The organism is Stenotrophomonas sp. YJH_SMC_29 (assembly GCF_059371235.1).
Genome location: NZ_JCAFUK010000009.1, coordinates 135,625 through 150,913, shown reverse-complemented (window position 1 = coordinate 150,913; position 15,289 = coordinate 135,625). Strand labels below are relative to the sequence as shown.

Below are 15,289 nucleotides of genomic sequence, written 5' to 3'. Positions count from 1 at the left end.
CCCGGCTTCGCAGCGGCACACCCGCAAGGACGGAGCGAAGGCTCCGTCCTTTTTTTTTGTCATGCGTCTGTGGATTGTTGGACGCGATTCATCTTGGCGGCACGCTGCCGGACCATCGCCAATGGAAACCCTCTAGAATCGCGCGCCCATCATCTGTATCCGCGTTCCCACCACGGCCATCTCTCTCCTGGCCATGGCTGGAAGCAGAACGGCGCCTTTCGGGGCGCCGTTCTTTTTGCGCGAAGGCGGGGTCAGAGCCCTCCACGTTGCGGAGGGATCCGACCCCGTAGCTGCGCCTGCGCTACCGCTTGGCGCGCATCGTGCGGATGTTGTCGCCGACGAACAGGATCAGGCCGGCCCAGATCGCGGCAAAGCCGATCGCCTTGGCGGTATCGAACGCTTCATGAAAGAAGAACACGCCCAGCAGCAGCTGCAGGCTCGGTGCGATGTACTGGAGGATGCCGACCAGCGACAGCGGAATGCGCTTCACACCGTAGGCAAAGCCGATCAGTGGAACAGCAGTCACTACGCCACCGAAGATCAGCAGCAGGTCGTTGCGCCAGCCCCAGCCATGGAAGAACGCGCCACCATGGCCGTTCTCGGCCCAGATCGCAAAGGCCAGCGCCGGCAGGAACAGGTACATGCTCTCCACGCCCAGCCCCGCCACCGGGTCGACCGAGACCAGCTTGCGCAGCAGCCCATACAGGCCGAACGAACAGGCCAGGCCCAACGCGATCCACGGCGGCGTGCCGGCGTCGATGGTCAGCCACGCCACGCCCACCGCCGCCATCGCCACCGCCACCCACTGCAGGCGGCGCAGCCGCTCCTTCAGTACCAGCACGCCCAGCAGCACGTTCACCAGCGGGTTGATGAAATAGCCCAGGCTGGTCTCGATCACATGGCCGGCGTTGACCGCCCAGATGTACAGGCCCCAGTTGAACGCGATGGTCAGGCTCGAGACCAGCAGGATCGGCAGCGCGCGCGGCTGCGCGGCGATCTTGCGCCACCAGCCCAGGCGTGCGCTGAGCAGCAGCCAGCCCAGCACCAGCACGGTGCTCCAGATGATGCGGTGGGCGATGATCTGGAACGACGGCACCTCATTGAGCAGGTGCCAGTACACCGGCACCAGGCCCCAGATGACGAAGGTGGAGGCCGTGACCAGCAGGCCCCGGCGCTGTTCTTTCTCGTCCATGCTCATTTCTTGCGCGTCCTTGCCATCGTCAGTACCACCACACCCAGGAGAATCACCGCCATCGCCAGCAGGTCGCGCCAGCCGAAGCGCTCACCGTTGAGCAGCGCGCCCAGCAGCACCGCGATCACCGGATTGACGTACGCATAGCTGCCGGCCAGCGCCGGGCGCACGTTCTGCAGCAGCCACACGTAGGCGGTGAACGCGACGATGGAGCCGAACACGCACAGGTAGGCCATCGCCAGCAGGCCACCGGTATCGGGCAGCGTGGTCGGGCGCTCGCCGACCGCCAGGCCGATCAGCACCAGCAGCACGCCACCGCAGATCATCTGCCCGGCCGCCGTCATGAACGGGCCCGGCAGGTCCAGCCCGCGTGCCCACACCGAACCGAAGGCCCAGCCGATCGGCGCGATCAGCAGCAGCACCAGCCCGGTCGGCGAAGCGGTCAGGCTGCTGCCCGCATTGAGCCAGACCACACCGAGGAAGCCGATGGCGATGCCCAGCCATTCACCGCGGCTGGCGTGCTGGCCGCGCAACGCCGAGAACAGTGCCATCCACAGCGGCACCGAGGCCACCGCGGTGGCGGCCAGGCCCGAGGACACCTCACGCTCGGCCAGCACCACCATGCCGTTGCCCAGCACCAGCATGGTCACGCCCATGATGACCAGGTTGCGCCACTGCCGCAGGGTCGGGTTGGGCAGCTTCCAGAACAGGCGCAGCGCCAGGAACATCAGGCCGCCCGCGACGATGAAGCGGCTGCCGGACACCATCGTCAGCGGCAGCGCGCCGCCATGCAGGGCCTTGGCGATGCCCAGGTAGGTCGAGCCCCACACCACATAGACCAGCAGCAGCGCCAGCGCGACAAGGCCACCCCGGGGGGCAGCCGCAGACGAAGAGGGGGGAGCCGACATGACACACCAGGGAGCCGGGGGAAGGCGGATTCTAGGACGTTTTGAGTATGGTCCGGCACCCCGTACGGTGGCACGCTGTCATCCATCCATGCACCCTGCGCTGGTCTGCTACCCCGTGTTGACGGCCGATGCAGTACCAAGAAGGCTGCCCGGTCGCGCCGTCCCGATGACCGTGCGCCGTTTTCCCTGCGCACGGACGCGCCGCATCGAGGATTTCCACCCAGATGAGCACCACGTCCCAACCCGCCGTCCCCGCCAACGACCGCGCCGCCCTGCGCCGGTCGATCTCCAACACACTCAAAGGCTCCGCCGGCAACCTGGTGGAGTGGTACGACGTCTACGTGTACTCGGTGTTCGCCGTGTACTTCGAATCGCAGTTCTTCTCGCCGGACGACAAGAACTCCACGATGTACGTGTGGGCGATCTTCGCAGCGACCTTCCTGATGCGCCCGATCGGCGCCTGGTTCTTCGGCCGCTTCGCCGACCGCCACGGCCGCCGCCTGGCGCTGACCGTCTCGGTCACGCTGATGGCGCTGTGTTCGTTCCTGATCGCCGTCACCCCCACCGCCGCCAGCATCGGCATCTGGGCAGCCGTGATCCTGCTGTTCGCGCGCCTGCTGCAGGGCTTCGCCACCGGCGGCGAGTACGGTGCCAGCGCCACCTACATGTCCGAGGCTGCCATTCCCGGCCGACGCGGCTTCCTGTCCTCCTTCCACTACGTCACCCTGGTCGGCGGCCATGTGCTGGCCCAGCTGACCCTGCTGCTGATGCTGACCTTCTGGGGCAAGCCGGAGATCTCCGAGTGGGGCTGGCGCATCGCCTTCGGCATCGGCGGCATCGCCGCGGTGGTGGTGTTCTGGCTGCGCCGGGGCATGGACGAGTCGCTGTCGGAGTCGTCGATCGAAGCTGCGCGCGAGGGCAAGGCGCAGAAGTCCGGCTCCATGTACGAACTGTTCGTGCACCAGTGGCGGCCGCTGCTGCTGTGCTTCCTGATCACCGCCGGCGGCACCGTGGCCTTCTACACCTACTCGGTGAACGGCCCGAAGATGATCCAGAGTGCCTTCGCCGGCAACGATCCGATGACCGGCACCCTGATCAACCTGGGCGTGCTGGCATTCCTGATGGTGCTGCAGCCGGTCGGTGGCTGGCTGTCGGACATCATCGGCCGCAAGACCCTGCTGGTGTTCTTCGGCGTCGGCGGCGTGCTGTACAGCTGGTACCTGATCACCCAGCTGCCGCACCAGCATGATGCCACCCTGGCCTTCCTGACCCTGGCGCTGGCCTTCGTCATCCTCACCGGCTACACCTCGATCAACGCGGTGGTGAAGGCCGAACTGTTCCCCACCCACGTGCGTGCACTGGGCGTGGGCCTGGGCTATGCGCTGGCCAACTCGCTGTTCGGCGGCACCGCCCCGCTGCTGTACCAGGGCGCGCTGAAGACCGGCCACGTCGACTGGTTCGCCATCTACGTGACTGCCACGATCGCGGTATCGTTGGTGGTCTATGTGTTCTTCCTCACCAACAAGGGCCCGAACTGGCTCGACGGCACCCGCAAGTAAGCGCGCTGCCGTGATCGCGGCCACCGGTGCACTGCCGGTGGCCGCGGCTTCTCCCGCCGCCCCGTTGATGTGGATCGCGGCGACGCTGGTCGCAGCCACGGCACTGGCCTGGCTGCTGCGCCGCCCCAGCGCACAGGCCACGTGGCCACGCATCGGTTTCGGGATTGCCCTGCTGGTGTTCTGCGCCGCACTGATGCTGCAGCTGGCAGTGGACCTGGGCAGCGGCCACAGCTCGCTGCAGTTGCGCCTGCATCGCGGCGTCAACGGCGGATCGCTGGTCGGCCTGCGTACGATGGTGGCGTGCTATCTGGCAGCGCTCGCCGCCAGTGGTTGGGGCGCCTGGAAGCTGCTGCGCCGGCGCTGACGAACACCCGTTCGTGCCGGCCGCTGGCCGACACCTCCACATTCTTTCGGTAGTGCCGGCCGCTGGCCGGCAACCTCATGAACCTCCGGGAAGAGCAGGGAGTTGCCGGCCAGCGGCCGGCACTACCTCAACGGCGGGCCGCTTCGCTCTTGTCACGCGCGCTGCGGAACTCCGATTCCTTTTCCCACGTGGGCCAGCGGCGGCTGTTGGCCAGCTCCGCACCCAGGTCGTAGACCAGCAGGGTGTCGGCGGCGTGGCCGCTCGGGTCCCAGCTCGGCGTCCAGGCATCGCAGGCCTGGTGGTAGCAGTCGGCGAAGTACTTCTCGCGCAGCGCGCGGCCGGCTTCAACCCCACCGTCCAGCTTGTCCAGGCCCGGGCCGATGGTGATCGCCGGCACGCCCAGGCGGGCGAAGGCGAAGTGGTCGGCGCGGTAGAAGAAGCCGGCTTCCAGGTTCGGGTCCGGGCTGTAGCTGCGGCCGCGGGCCTTGGCCACACGTTCCAGGTCGCCTTCCAGCGACACCCGGCCCTTGCCCCACGACGCGATGTCGCGGGTCGGGCCATCCGGACTGAACATCTCGATGTTCAGCACCGCGGCGGTCTTGTCCAGCGGCGCCAGTGGGTGCGCAGCATAATAGCTGGCCCCCAGCAGGCCCTTCTCTTCAGCGGTCAGCGCCACGAAGTACAGCGTGCGCTGCGGCTGCGGGCCGGCGGCGAACACCCGGCCCAGTTCCAGCACCGTGGCCACGCCGGTGGCGTTGTCGATCGCACCGCGGCGGATGCGGTCCCCCTTGGCGTCGGGCTGGCCGATGCCGAAGGCATCCCAGTGCGCGGAAAAGATCACCGCCTCGTCGCCATGCTCGCCACCGGGCAGCTTGGCCACCACGTTGCGGGTGACCACCTGCTCGCGCTTCAGCGCGAAATCCACGCTCAGCTTTGCGTTGTCCAGTGCCACCGGACGGAAGTCGGCGCGCATCGCCTTGCGCTTCTCCGCATCGAAGTCGAGGCCGGCGTCGGCGAAGATCGCCTCGGCCAGCTCGCGCTGCATCCAGCCACGCAGCGGCGTGTGCTGCGCCATCGCTTCGGCCTGGCCGCGCTCGATGTCGAACAGCGGCGAGGTGCCCGAGCTCTTCACCGTGGCCCAGCCATACGCGGCCGGCGCGGTCTCGTGCACGATCAGCACGCCTTCGGCACCACGGCGTGCGGCTTCCTCGAACTTGTAGGTCCAGCGGCCGTAGTAGGTCACCGCCTTGCCATCGAACGCGCCCGGCGCATCGGCCTCGAAATCGGCATCGTTGATCAGCACCACGGCGATCTTGCCGTGCAGGTCCACGTCCTTGTAGTCGTTCCAGTGGCGTTCCGGCGCATCGATGCCGTAGCCGACGAACACCAGCGGTGCCTCCTTGATCTGCACGCGCTTGCGCGGCTGCAGGCTCTGCAGGGTCACGTCCACGCCGTTGGTCAGCGCGCGGCGGCCCTGCTTCAGCGCCAGGCTGGCCTTGGCCGGGCCGTCCAGCTGCGCGCGCACCAACGGCACCGGCTGCACCCAGCTGCCATCCACGCCGCCCGGCTGCAGCCCGTAGCTGCGGAACTGCTCGATCAGGTACTGCACCGTGCGCTCTTCGCCCTCGGTGGCCGGCGCGCGGCCCTCGAATTCATCCGATGCCAGCACCTGCACATGGCGAGACAGCGCCTGCGGATCGATGCCGCCACCTGGCAGGTCATTGGCCGCATGGGCCAGGCCACCGACAAACAGGCAGGACGACAGCAGCAACACGCGCATCGGATTCACGGCAATACCACGGCTAGCTTGGAAGTCACCAGAGTGTAACGTGGACGTGACATCACGGCGCAGCGTTGGTCCCCCTCATCCACGCATGGCGGGGCTTTACGGGCGGATGCGGTCCAGCCAGCAGGCCAGGCCCTGCGCGTTGAGTTCGATGTCCATCGCCAGCACCGCAGTCACCGCCGCATCGTCCAGCGCACAGCCATGCAGCTGTGCACGTTCCAGGTACAGTGCCTGCAACGCCGCCAGCAGGCAGCGGTGGCGGTCAGGCCGGCCGTCGCACTGGCGGCCGATGGCCGCCATCGCATCGATCTGTTCAAACAGGTCGTCGGCCAGTTTCTCCACCTGTCCCACGCGCCCATAGTGGGTCAGGTACATCGCCTGCGGCGCGTAGCCCAACATGCGCCGGATCGAGACCTTCATCGCCTCCGGGTCGAACTGCACCGGCGAGGAGGTGGGGAAGATGAATGCCCCCTGCGCGCTGTCCAGCTCACGGTAGGAGATACCGAACGTATCGCCGGTGAACCAGCTGCGGCTGCGCGCATCCCACACGCAATAGTGGTGCAGCGCATGGCCCGGCGTGTGCAGCAGCACCAGCTCGCGACCGGCCAGGTCGATGCGGTGGCCATCTTCAGCCACCACGACGCGCTGCGCGGGAATCGGTTCGATGCGGCCATAGCTGCGCGCGATTTCCTCGGCGCCGTACACCGCCGTGGCACCGGCAATCAGCCGGGTCGGGTCGATCATATGCGGTGCACCGCGCGGGTGCAGCACCGCTTTCGCGTTCGGCAGCTGCTGCATCAGCAGACCCGCACCGCCGGCGTGGTCCAGGTGCACGTGCGTGAGCAGCAGCCAGTCCACCGCATCCACGCCCAGGCCGGCGTCGGCCAGCGCCTGCAGCATGGCCGGCACTGACAGCCCGGTGCCGCAGTCGACGAACGCGGCGCGGCCGTTTTCAACGATCAGGTAGGCCGCGTCGAAGTCGGGGCGCTGGAAGCCGGTATCGATGGTGTGGATGCTGGGGTCGGCGGTCATCGGCACGCACCTGGCAGGATCGGGAACAGACACCCATGGTAGGCGCGCGGGCGGCCCGGGTTCGATGCGGCTTTGGTCGGGTAATGCCGGCCGCTGGCCGGCAACGGGGTAGCCCATTGACTGCCGTTGCCGGCCAGCGGCCGGCACTACCGGTGCAGCCAGCGCGGCCGCAGCAGCAGGGCCAGCACCAGCACCGCCAGGAACGCGCCGTAGGCGTACAGCACCGCCAGCACCTGCGGCCAGATCGGGCCGGCACCGGGTTGCACCACGCCGATACGGTAGCCCCACAGCATCGACACGATGCTCAGCGCGAAAGCCAGTACCAAGGTAGTACCGTCGAACAGGCGCCGCCGCACGCTGCGCGGCTGGCGCGGGAACAGCCAGTACAGGCCGCCCAGCAGCAGGAACCAGGGCAGGAACAGTAGCAGCGACAACCAGGCCATCGCAGACTCCATGTCATCGCGCCGGCGGCGCGCGGACATCATGCCATGACCTTCGTTGGCGGGTAGTGCCGGCCGCTGGCCGGCATTTCCTATGCAAATACCGTGGTCGTGCCAGCCGCTGGCACGACCTTTATTCTTCGCGCAGCACGGCCAGCGCGGCCAGCACCGCGTCCACCTCGGCGTCCAGCTTGAACAGCTCGCTCTGCAGCTGGTCGCCCTGCTCGGCCTGCTTGATCACGGCAATCAGCTGGCCGGCATCACGCGGCGAATCGAAGCCTTCGCTCTGGATCAGCAGCGTGCCGTCACCGGCGGTCAGCTTGAAGTAGAACCGGCCGTCCTTCTCACGGTACTGCTTGAACTGCGGCGGCGCCACGCGGGCCACGCCGGCATCTTCGCTAGCGATGTCGCCTGCCGTGGACAGGTCGCGCAGGCCCACGGCGTGGCGCAGTTCTTCCAGCAGCGGTGCCGCCAACTGCTCGCGCAGCTGCTGGCCACGGCGCTTGAGCAGCGCTTCGATCTTCTCCGGCTCGGCCATCAGCGCGTTGTAGCGCTCGCGCAGCGGCGACAGTTCGCTGTCGATGCGCTCGAACAGCTGCTGCTTGGCGTCGCCCCAGCTGATGCCGGCAGCGAACGCCTTGGCGAATTCCGCGGTCTGTTCCGGGGTGGCGAACGCCTGGTACATCTGGAACAGCGCCGAGCCTTCGGTGTCCTTCGGCTCACCCGGCGCGCGCGAGTCGGTCAGGATCGAGAACACCAGCTTCTTCAGCTCCTCGCGCGGCACGAACAGCGGAATGGTGTTGTGGTAGCTCTTGCTCATCTTGCGGCCATCCAGGCCGGCCAGCGTCGCCACCTGCTCGTCGATCACCACGTCCGGCAGCGGGAAGTACTCCTTGCCATACACGTGGTTGAAGCGCTGGGCGAAATCGCGCGCCATCTCGATGTGCTGGATCTGGTCACGGCCCACCGGTACCTGGTTGGCCTTGAAGATCAGGATGTCGGCGGCCATCAGCACCGGGTACATGAACAGGCCGGCGCTGACGCCTGCGTCCTCGTCCAGGCCTTCCTCGCGGTTCTTGTCCACCGCTGCCTTGTAGGCATGCGCGCGGTTGAGGATGCCCTTGCTGGCGATGGCGGTCAGGAACCACATCAGCTCGGTGGTCTCGCGGATGTCGCTCTGGCGGTAGAACCACACGTGTTCCGGGTCCAGGCCACAGGCCAGCCAGCTGGCTGCGATCTCCAGGGTCGCGCGCTGGGTGCGCTGCGGGTCCTGCGACTTGATCAGGCTGTGCAGGTCGGCCAGGAAGAAGAAGCTCTCGATCCCCGGCGCGCGGCTGGCCGCGATGGCCGGACGGATGGCGCCAACGTAGTTGCCCAGATGGGGCGTGCCGGAGGGGGTGATGCCGGTAAGGACTCGGGTCGTCATGACTGCGTGGGGAAACCTTCGATGAACGGGGCCAGTTTACCGTGCCGGCGGCCAACCCCGTCAGGGCCGGCGGCGCGTTCATTCACCCAACCCCGCTGGAGACGCCCGATGAAACGCCTGCTGCCCCTGCTGCTGATCCTGCCCCTGGCCGGCTTCCGCCCGGCACCGCCGCCGCCGCCGGCCTACGAAGGCGGCCCGGTGCGCATGACCCTGGTCGACCGCGACCGCGGTACCGAACTGCGCAGCTACCCCGCTGACGGCCAGCGCTGGGTGGCCGGCGAGCGCGGCCACCGCTACGCCGTGCGCCTGTACAACGACAGCCCGCGCCGGGTGCTGGTGGTGCTGTCGGTGGACGGCATCAACGCCATCTCCGGCGAGGATGCCGATCCCTCGCAGACCGGCTACGTGCTCAATCCCGGCCAGCGCGCCGACATCACCGGCTGGCGCAAGAGCCAGGACGAAGTAGCGCAGTTCGTGTTCAGCAGCCCCAGCGGCAGCTATGCCAGCCGCACCGGCCGCCCGGACAACATCGGCGTGGTCGGCGTGGCGGTGTTCGAAGAGGCACGTCGCTGGCGCCCCGAGCCCATCCTGCGCCGTGGCCTGCCATTGCCGGCGCCGGCCGCTCAGGCCGAAGCGGCCGCCGATGCCAGTGCCAGCCGCATCGACGGCCATGCCAGCAGATCGCAGGCCCCGGCGCTGGGTACCGGCCACGGTGCGCGCGAACAGTCCTCGGTGCGCGACACCGACTTCGAGCGCGCCAGCCGCAGCCCGGCCCAGGTGCTGCAGCTGCGCTACGACAGCGCCCGCAACCTGCGTGCGCGCGGCATCCTGGTGGACTCGCCCTCGCGCCTGCCGCGCGAACCGCAGGCCTTCCCCAACCACTACGTCCCGGACCCGCCGGCGCGCTGATCGCCCGGCCCAGACAACACAACGCCCGCGACCTCACGGTGCGGGCGTCGTGCTGTGGGGGGTAAGCGGTCAGCGCTTACTTGTAATCCGGATAGTCCTTGCTCACTGCGTCCTGGAACTCACGGACTTCCTTCTCAGCGCGGTCCTTGGCCCAGCCATAACGTTCCTGCAGGCGGCCGGCCAGATACTCGGCATTGCCTTCGGCCACGTCGAAGTCGTCGTTGGTCAGATCGCCCCACTTGGCCTGCGCCTTGCCCTTCAGCTGCGACCACTTGCCGGAAATGATGTCTTTGTTCATTGCTGGGAGTCCTTGGTTGCAACGGCGTTCTTACCGTGGTTGCAGCTTCCCGCAACGGCTGTTGAGCAGCGGTCAACCCGCAATGAAATGCATGCTCACCTGCTTGAATGGTTCACTCCGCTTCGACACTCGTGCAGCGGACGCCGCGCAGAAAAAAGGCCGGGGAAATCCCCGGCCTTCTCGTTTTCCAACCCGCGCCGGGCTCACTTGCCCTTGGCGGCGTCCTCAACCTTTTCACCGGCCTTCTGCACGTCCTTGCCGGCACCGGCAACGGTATTGCAGCCGGCCAGCAGGGCCACCGAGAACATCGACAACAGCATCAGGGCAACTACGCGCTTCATGGGCTTCTCCTTGGGTTCGCCGCTACACCGCTTCATTCGCGGATGGGGTTCTGTCGCTCGGCGGGAGGGCGCACTGCCACCGCCGCCGCGTGACGTGCAATCTGGCGGCAGCGGCGTGGAGCGGGTGTGAACGGACCAGCGATCCGTTCAGCCCAGGCCCTCAGTCGCGCATCAGGGTGGACTTGCCGAACAGGCTTTCGACCAGGTCCACGGCCAGTTCGGCGGTGGCATTCTGCTTGTCCAGCAAGGGGTTGAGCTCGACGATGTCCAGCGATCCCATCCGCCCGGTGTCGGCGATCATCTCCATCACCAGCTGCGCCTCGCGGTAGTTCACCCCGCCCGGCACCGTGGTGCCCACGCCCGGTGCGATGCTTGGGTCGAGGAAGTCGACGTCGAAGCTGACATGCAGGTGGGTGTTCTCATCGATGCCGGCCAGCGCCGCTTCCACCGCGCGCTTCATGCCGTTTTCGTCGATGTAGCGCATGTCGTACACATCGACCTTGTGGGTCTTGATCAGGCGCTTTTCCTCCGGGTCCACCGAGCGGATGCCGATCTGGTGCATCTGCGCCGGGGTGATCGCCGGGGCGCTGCCGCCCAGGTGGGTCAGCGCGTCCGGGCCGAGGCCGCACAGGCAGGCCACCGGCATGCCGTGGATGTTGCCCGACGGGGTGACATCGCTGGTATTGAAGTCCGAATGCGCATCCAGCCACAGCACGCGCAGATTCTTCCCCTGCTCGCGGCACCACCGCGCGACGGCGGTGATCGAACCGATGCCCAGGCAGTGGTCGCCGCCGAGCATGATGGGCATGCGGCCGGCCTGCAGTTCGGCGTAGCTGGCTTCCATCAATGCGTGGTTCCAGGCCACCACCTCATCAAGGTGGCGGTAGCCTTGCACCGGCGCAGTCCACGGGTTGCGCGGGCCATCCAGGTTGCCCACGTCACGGACGTCCACACCGCGCGCTTCCAGTGCCTCCGGCAGGCCCGCCACGCGCAGCGCCTCCGGCCCCAGCCGTGCACCGCGATGGCCCGCACCGACATCGGTGGGAACGCCAATCAGGGATACGGAAATGGGATGGGCCATGGGTGCCTCCTGCGGTGCGGAAAAAGAAGCACAGTCTAGCCAGAGCTGTGTGACACCACTCGCGGCGGTGCAGCAGGGCATGGGCCAGATCGCCGCGGCGTGGCAGCCGTATCCGGTCAGGTATTTCAACGCTGAGTGGTCAGGAATTGGACCTTCCGCGATCCACCTCACATCCCGGTCGGATTCGCCTCTTACGCTAGGCTGCCGTTGTCTCCACCCTGCGCAGGCACCCTGAAGGTGCCGCCTCACTTCCTCGATCATGGAGCACCACGCGCATGAAACATGCACTCAATGGACTCGCGGTACTGGCAATTGCCTTGGGCGGACTGATTCCGGCAGCGGCCAGTGCCTCCTCGCAACGCATCACGCATACGGTGACCACCGACGCGTATCCCATGCAGACGGCGGGCGCACGCGAAGTGCTCGACTGGGTGGCGCAGCGGGTAAAGCCGACGTTCGCCCCGCAGGGCTACGGCAACGTACAGGTGGAACGGCGGGCGTTCTCCGTAGGGCGCGCGTCTGCACGCGCGGACGGATCGATTCCCGGAAAGCTGCCGGAGCAGGGCATTCCCGGTGAGATCTACCGGGTGGAGAACCTGCTTCCCGATGGCTCCATCCAGACGTGGGAATTCACCTGGGTGGAACCCTCATCCGGCCATGGCGGCGGCTGGGATGTCACCGGGTACTCCTACAAGAAGGGCAATGACCCGGTGAATCAGCAATAGCGGGACAGGGGCAATGCGTGCTGCGTTGCCCCGTTCCGGACATACGCCAACGCCAAATGTGCCGTTGCGCGTCAACCGCCGCGGTGGCGAACCGGCGTCAGGCTTTGTACCTGGTCGCTGTTGCGCATCATGCACAGGAAACGGCCATCGGGATAATCGATGATCAGTTCCTGGTAATCGCTGCCCACCGGCATCTGGGTGACCAGTGCGCCCTGAGCGCCCTTGCGCATATTGCAGGCGCCCAGCGCGGTATCGCCCGCCGGCGCCGGGGTGGTCACCGAAGACACGTTGCGGAACACCGCGCGGCATCCACCATTGACCCACACCGAGTGCCGCGACAGGCCCCAGTTCTTGCCTTCCTCGCAGCGGGTGCGGCTGAGCTGGCGCACGATTTCCACATTGCCGCGAGTATTCAGATCGCACGACACCTGCTGCTCGTCAGTGGATTCGCAGGTGACTTCGCGCGGTAGCGCGGCATCGCCACCGGCGGCGTCGTGAGATTGCGCGCCACTTGCGGCGGGCGCGGGTGTGCCGCGAGTACTGACCTGGCAGATGCCATTGGCGCCGCCACGGCCGGTATAGCTGATCTGGGGCGTGCCGTCCTCGCTGCTGCTGATCGACAACGTGATGCCGCTATTGGCATCGCGTGCTTCGACGTAGCGGTCGTTGAAGCGTTTCAGCGCCGCCTCGCGGCCCTGCACGTAGACCGGGCCGCCTTCGTCGGCGTGCACGTCGATGCCGCCCGGGCAGCTGGCGTTGAAGAACGGCACCGCGGCCATGGCCGGGGCCACGAAAGCGGTGGACACCAGTGCGACGGTGAGCGACATGGCGTGGCGACGCATGTGCGGATCCCGAGGGGGCCCAGGGTGGGCGTGTGGCGGCAGTATGCGGTGGGGCGCTGCGGCCTGTCCGTGAGGAATATCAAGAACCCGGTGACACGCGTGGGGGATTCAGGTCTGCTAGGGTGCTCTTGGAGCCCTGCCGGGGCGGTTAAGCCAGCTTTACGTCGTGGGCCGCGATGTGCCGTGCGACAGCAATGGCACAGCCGGATGTATCGTGGTTTGCGGCACTGCGCGAACTGTCGCTTCTGGCATTACGCTGCTCGAAACAGGCCAAACGCGATAATTCATTTTTCCTTTCAGATCGCCCGATGCCATCGAAACAAACGACTGGCAGGCGGGGATCTCGCCTGCGCATGATGAATCGCCACCTTCAGCGAGGTGGCCGGGATTTCCAACCCGAAGACTGAAAGCTGTATACGCTTGCCAGCCGGCGTCGTCCTTCCCAGGTGCGGCGCCGGCTGGCAATCCGTTCGCCGATCGACGGCGGGCGGTGCGTGGGGGCTTCGTGCCCACCGGCTCATTCAGTCCCGGGATTGGAAACCACGTATCGCCCGCCACCCTTCTCCGGTGGCATCTCTGTTCCTGCCGAGGATGCCCGCATGTCCAGACCCTACCACCCGTACCTGACCGCCACCCTCGGCGAGGCCGCCCTGCGCCTGCCGCCCGAACTGGCGCAGCCATTGGAAGCCGCTTTCGCCGCTGCGAACGAAGCGCCTGTGTCCATCAACCTGCCCAGCTGCCTGCAGCGCATCCGCGCCGGTGATGCCGCCGATGGACAGCCGTGGGCGGGGCCCGCCAGCACACCCGGCCAGGCGGTGGCCGCCGCCCGCCGGGATCGCGCTGCGGTGGGTTTGGTGTCGCTGTTGGAGCTGTACCACGCCGCCGAGCGCGTGCGCGTGGACGGGGAAGAGAAGGACGATATCGGCGATGGCACGCGCGAAGGGCTGATGCTGGCCTGCCGGGGGCTGGCGGAGTATGTAGCGTTGCAGGGGCGGGCGGGGTGAGTACGTCTCAATCACCAGGACAGCTTCAGGCCGGCGGCTTGGAATCAATGATTGAGAGCACCAGCTGGTTGATCAGCAAGGGGGTCCGCGTTCTCAGTGGACGCCCATTGGCTTCATCACGTTGCTGCATCCTGCAGCGCGGTGGTTGAAGAGGACAGGCACGGATACGGAACATTCTCATGGCGTGATGCTCACCTCGACGCGGGCCATGAGCGATGCCACGCAACCACCCTCCATTCCCCCGTCTACATACTGATACTCTGCGCAACCTGCCGAAGGAGCATTTCTCCAGACTGGAGCTGTGTTGAGTCATCGGTGATAAACGTCAGCCAGTACGAGCGGTTGGGCGTAACCCAGCGCAGCTCCGCCTTTCCCCTCCCATCTTTCGACATGGCAGAGTACGCCCTCGCCGGAATTCCATTTACGTTGGCATTTAGCGTTTCCCTGATCAGAGTTATTCTGGTCTGTGACGCGACGTAATCATCTTCCGATACGACAAGAACTCCCGACCCGGGGAGCAAGTAGGTACGGATCAGCCCGGTTGACTTGCCATTGCTGATTGTTCCTGTAGGCTCGATCCTCAATAGTTCTGCCGGCCCGACCGGAGAGCGAGAGAGATCAGCCGGAACGTAGGAGAGCTTTTCTTTAAGTTCGGTACCGCTGCGAATTCTTGTACGGAATCCCGTCGCAATCTCAGATGCAGAAGGCAGCGTTCCTTCCTCGACCTGCAAAGGCCCCGCACTACGCAATTGAATTCCACTGACGATACGGTTCTTTTCCTGTACTGAGGCGTTGTAATCCTTCAGCGAAACAAGCTCAAGCAATTCGTCATGGGTCAGGCGCCGGTGCCCTCGCTGCTTGTTCTCTGCCTGGCGCTTCTCAAAGGTTTGGCGCATCCACGCGGATGTTTCATTCTCATCGACGGATATGCCAGGTTTCCGCGCAACCGTTTCAGCTTCCTGGGCATATGCAGGAGACAGGAGGACGGCCGTCAAAATGGGCAAGCTTATATATTTCATGTTCATTACCATTCCGTGAGATTGCAATCGGTTGCGCTGGTCTCGCGATAGCCTTCCTCGACGATATTCCCATCGTCGTCGTAGATTCGCCAGCCGTGGGTGCCTGCAACAAGGACGGTTCCGCCATCACCAGTGTCCCCTGCATAGTGTCGCCAGGACGGCGCTGAATCACTAAAAAGCGGCGCATGCAAAGGCTCGACATTTCCAAGCTGCGTGTGAACGCTGGTGGCAAACCCGATCATAGTTCTGAGTTGCGGTCTGTCGTAGGTTACAGACTCATTTACCTGGAGCGGGCCTACGCAGTTCGCGCGGCTGAGCGTGCCGACATCTGCTAGCGAAGGCCCTGAGACCAACCCTATAGCA

Annotated in this window: 17 protein-coding genes; 5 read left to right on the top strand and 12 right to left on the bottom strand. The window is 66.2% G+C overall.

The genetic code is table 11. The annotated features are described in order from the left end of the window. Positions 1-301: 301 nt before the first annotated feature. Positions 302-1,198 carry an EamA family transporter RarD gene (rarD, locus tag AC5P9I_RS11990; protein WP_053461935.1) on the bottom strand — a complete coding sequence of 299 codons (897 nt, stop codon included), beginning with the start codon at positions 1,196-1,198 and terminating at the stop codon, positions 302-304. Continuing rightward, complete coding sequence (gene yedA, locus AC5P9I_RS11985; RefSeq protein WP_049468675.1) at positions 1,195-2,100, bottom strand: drug/metabolite exporter YedA; 906 nt, start codon at positions 2,098-2,100, stop codon at positions 1,195-1,197. The genes rarD and yedA overlap by 4 nt, the downstream gene beginning before the upstream one ends. 224 nt (positions 2,101-2,324) lie before the next feature. Here yedA and AC5P9I_RS11980 point away from each other — a divergent pair, with 224 nt between their 5' ends. Further along, a complete protein-coding gene (locus tag AC5P9I_RS11980) occupies positions 2,325-3,659 on the top strand; it encodes an MFS transporter (protein ID WP_057494450.1) in 1,335 nt (444 codons plus the stop codon). 67 nt (positions 3,660-3,726) lie between these two features. Next, a complete protein-coding gene (locus AC5P9I_RS11975) occupies positions 3,727-4,023 on the top strand; it encodes a hypothetical protein (RefSeq protein ID WP_130768713.1) in 297 nt (98 codons plus the stop codon). Positions 4,024-4,150: 127 nt separating this feature from the next. On the opposite strand, the gene AC5P9I_RS11970 is transcribed toward AC5P9I_RS11975, so the two are convergent. The 4 genes from AC5P9I_RS11970 to AC5P9I_RS11955 all read right to left on the bottom strand — a co-directional run bounded on the left by AC5P9I_RS11970 (position 4,151) and on the right by AC5P9I_RS11955 (position 8,707). Then, positions 4,151-5,803, bottom strand: coding sequence for a M28 family metallopeptidase (locus AC5P9I_RS11970; protein WP_053461932.1), 1,653 nt, complete (start codon positions 5,801-5,803; stop codon positions 4,151-4,153). Between the two features lie 105 nt (positions 5,804-5,908). Then, complete coding sequence (locus AC5P9I_RS11965; RefSeq protein ID WP_074726498.1) at positions 5,909-6,841, bottom strand: MBL fold metallo-hydrolase; 933 nt, start codon at positions 6,839-6,841, stop codon at positions 5,909-5,911. 146 nt (positions 6,842-6,987) lie between these two features. After that, positions 6,988-7,284: a hypothetical protein gene (locus AC5P9I_RS11960; RefSeq protein ID WP_053461930.1), complete on the bottom strand. Its 297-nt coding sequence runs from the start codon at positions 7,282-7,284 to the stop codon at positions 6,988-6,990. A gap of 130 nt (positions 7,285-7,414) precedes the next feature. Then, the gene (locus AC5P9I_RS11955) at positions 7,415-8,707 is read right to left on the bottom strand and encodes a tryptophan--tRNA ligase (protein ID WP_053461929.1); all 1,293 of its coding nucleotides are present in this window, start codon (positions 8,705-8,707) and stop codon (positions 7,415-7,417) included. Between the two features lie 108 nt (positions 8,708-8,815). Here AC5P9I_RS11955 and AC5P9I_RS11950 point away from each other — a divergent pair, with 108 nt between their 5' ends. Further along, positions 8,816-9,616, top strand: coding sequence for a hypothetical protein (locus AC5P9I_RS11950; protein ID WP_130768379.1), 801 nt, complete (start codon positions 8,816-8,818; stop codon positions 9,614-9,616). A gap of 76 nt (positions 9,617-9,692) precedes the next feature. Here the strand turns inward: AC5P9I_RS11950 and AC5P9I_RS11945 are convergent, their stop codons facing one another. The 3 genes from AC5P9I_RS11945 to rocF all read right to left on the bottom strand — a co-directional run bounded on the left by AC5P9I_RS11945 (position 9,693) and on the right by rocF (position 11,336). Further along, a complete protein-coding gene (locus AC5P9I_RS11945) occupies positions 9,693-9,914 on the bottom strand; it encodes a CsbD family protein (protein ID WP_004153772.1) in 222 nt (73 codons plus the stop codon). A 203-nt stretch (positions 9,915-10,117) separates the two neighbouring features. After that, a complete protein-coding gene (locus tag AC5P9I_RS11940; RefSeq protein WP_014035659.1) occupies positions 10,118-10,255 on the bottom strand; it encodes an entericidin A/B family lipoprotein in 138 nt (45 codons plus the stop codon). Positions 10,256-10,415: 160 nt separating this feature from the next. After that, the gene (gene rocF, locus AC5P9I_RS11935) at positions 10,416-11,336 is read right to left on the bottom strand and encodes an arginase (RefSeq protein WP_049466209.1); all 921 of its coding nucleotides are present in this window, start codon (positions 11,334-11,336) and stop codon (positions 10,416-10,418) included. A gap of 275 nt (positions 11,337-11,611) precedes the next feature. Here rocF and AC5P9I_RS11930 point away from each other — a divergent pair, with 275 nt between their 5' ends. Further along, positions 11,612-12,061, top strand: a complete 450-nt coding sequence (locus tag AC5P9I_RS11930) for a hypothetical protein (RefSeq protein WP_049466211.1) — start codon at positions 11,612-11,614, stop codon at positions 12,059-12,061. 71 nt (positions 12,062-12,132) lie between these two features. On the opposite strand, the gene AC5P9I_RS11925 is transcribed toward AC5P9I_RS11930, so the two are convergent. After that, positions 12,133-12,903, bottom strand: a complete 771-nt coding sequence (locus AC5P9I_RS11925) for a DUF3011 domain-containing protein (RefSeq protein WP_130768378.1) — start codon at positions 12,901-12,903, stop codon at positions 12,133-12,135. Positions 12,904-13,502: 599 nt separating this feature from the next. On the opposite strand from AC5P9I_RS11925, the gene AC5P9I_RS11920 reads away from it, so the two are divergent. After that, on the top strand, positions 13,503-13,907 hold the full coding sequence (locus tag AC5P9I_RS11920; protein WP_049466216.1) for a hypothetical protein: 405 nt from the start codon (positions 13,503-13,505) through the stop codon (positions 13,905-13,907). Between the two features lie 245 nt (positions 13,908-14,152). Here AC5P9I_RS11920 and AC5P9I_RS11915 read toward each other — a convergent pair whose 3' ends face one another. Together AC5P9I_RS11915 and AC5P9I_RS11910 are read right to left on the bottom strand one after the other, a co-directional pair. Continuing rightward, positions 14,153-14,932, bottom strand: coding sequence for a hypothetical protein (locus AC5P9I_RS11915; RefSeq protein WP_130768377.1), 780 nt, complete (start codon positions 14,930-14,932; stop codon positions 14,153-14,155). Continuing rightward, a complete protein-coding gene (locus AC5P9I_RS11910; RefSeq protein ID WP_130768376.1) occupies positions 14,932-15,168 on the bottom strand; it encodes a hypothetical protein in 237 nt (78 codons plus the stop codon). The genes AC5P9I_RS11915 and AC5P9I_RS11910 overlap by 1 nt, the downstream gene beginning before the upstream one ends. Positions 15,169-15,289 lie beyond the last annotated feature (121 nt).

Bases quoted from the DNA above. Each gene is read 5' to 3' on its own strand.
- AC5P9I_RS11950 (WP_130768379.1), top strand. From the start codon at position 8,816: ATGAAACGCCTGCTGCCCCTGCTGCTGATCCTGCCCCTGGCCGGCTTC.
- AC5P9I_RS11945 (WP_004153772.1), bottom strand. From the start codon at position 9,914: ATGAACAAAGACATCATTTCCGGCAAGTGGTCGCAGCTGAAGGGCAAG.
- AC5P9I_RS11910 (WP_130768376.1), bottom strand. From the start codon at position 15,168: ATGATCGGGTTTGCCACCAGCGTTCACACGCAGCTTGGAAATGTCGAG.
- AC5P9I_RS11980 (WP_057494450.1), top strand. From the start codon at position 2,325: ATGAGCACCACGTCCCAACCCGCCGTCCCCGCCAACGACCGCGCCGCC.
- AC5P9I_RS11930 (WP_049466211.1), top strand. From the start codon at position 11,612: ATGAAACATGCACTCAATGGACTCGCGGTACTGGCAATTGCCTTGGGC.
- AC5P9I_RS11975 (WP_130768713.1), top strand. From the start codon at position 3,727: ATGTGGATCGCGGCGACGCTGGTCGCAGCCACGGCACTGGCCTGGCTG.
- rocF (WP_049466209.1), bottom strand. From the start codon at position 11,336: ATGGCCCATCCCATTTCCGTATCCCTGATTGGCGTTCCCACCGATGTC.
- AC5P9I_RS11970 (WP_053461932.1), bottom strand. From the start codon at position 5,803: ATGCGCGTGTTGCTGCTGTCGTCCTGCCTGTTTGTCGGTGGCCTGGCC.
- AC5P9I_RS11940 (WP_014035659.1), bottom strand. From the start codon at position 10,255: ATGAAGCGCGTAGTTGCCCTGATGCTGTTGTCGATGTTCTCGGTGGCC.
- yedA (WP_049468675.1), bottom strand. From the start codon at position 2,100: ATGTCGGCTCCCCCCTCTTCGTCTGCGGCTGCCCCCCGGGGTGGCCTT.
- AC5P9I_RS11925 (WP_130768378.1), bottom strand. From the start codon at position 12,903: ATGCGTCGCCACGCCATGTCGCTCACCGTCGCACTGGTGTCCACCGCT.
- AC5P9I_RS11965 (WP_074726498.1), bottom strand. From the start codon at position 6,841: ATGACCGCCGACCCCAGCATCCACACCATCGATACCGGCTTCCAGCGC.
- AC5P9I_RS11955 (WP_053461929.1), bottom strand. From the start codon at position 8,707: ATGACGACCCGAGTCCTTACCGGCATCACCCCCTCCGGCACGCCCCAT.
- AC5P9I_RS11920 (WP_049466216.1), top strand. From the start codon at position 13,503: ATGTCCAGACCCTACCACCCGTACCTGACCGCCACCCTCGGCGAGGCC.
- AC5P9I_RS11960 (WP_053461930.1), bottom strand. From the start codon at position 7,284: ATGGCCTGGTTGTCGCTGCTACTGTTCCTGCCCTGGTTCCTGCTGCTG.
- rarD (WP_053461935.1), bottom strand. From the start codon at position 1,198: ATGAGCATGGACGAGAAAGAACAGCGCCGGGGCCTGCTGGTCACGGCC.
- AC5P9I_RS11915 (WP_130768377.1), bottom strand. From the start codon at position 14,932: ATGAACATGAAATATATAAGCTTGCCCATTTTGACGGCCGTCCTCCTG.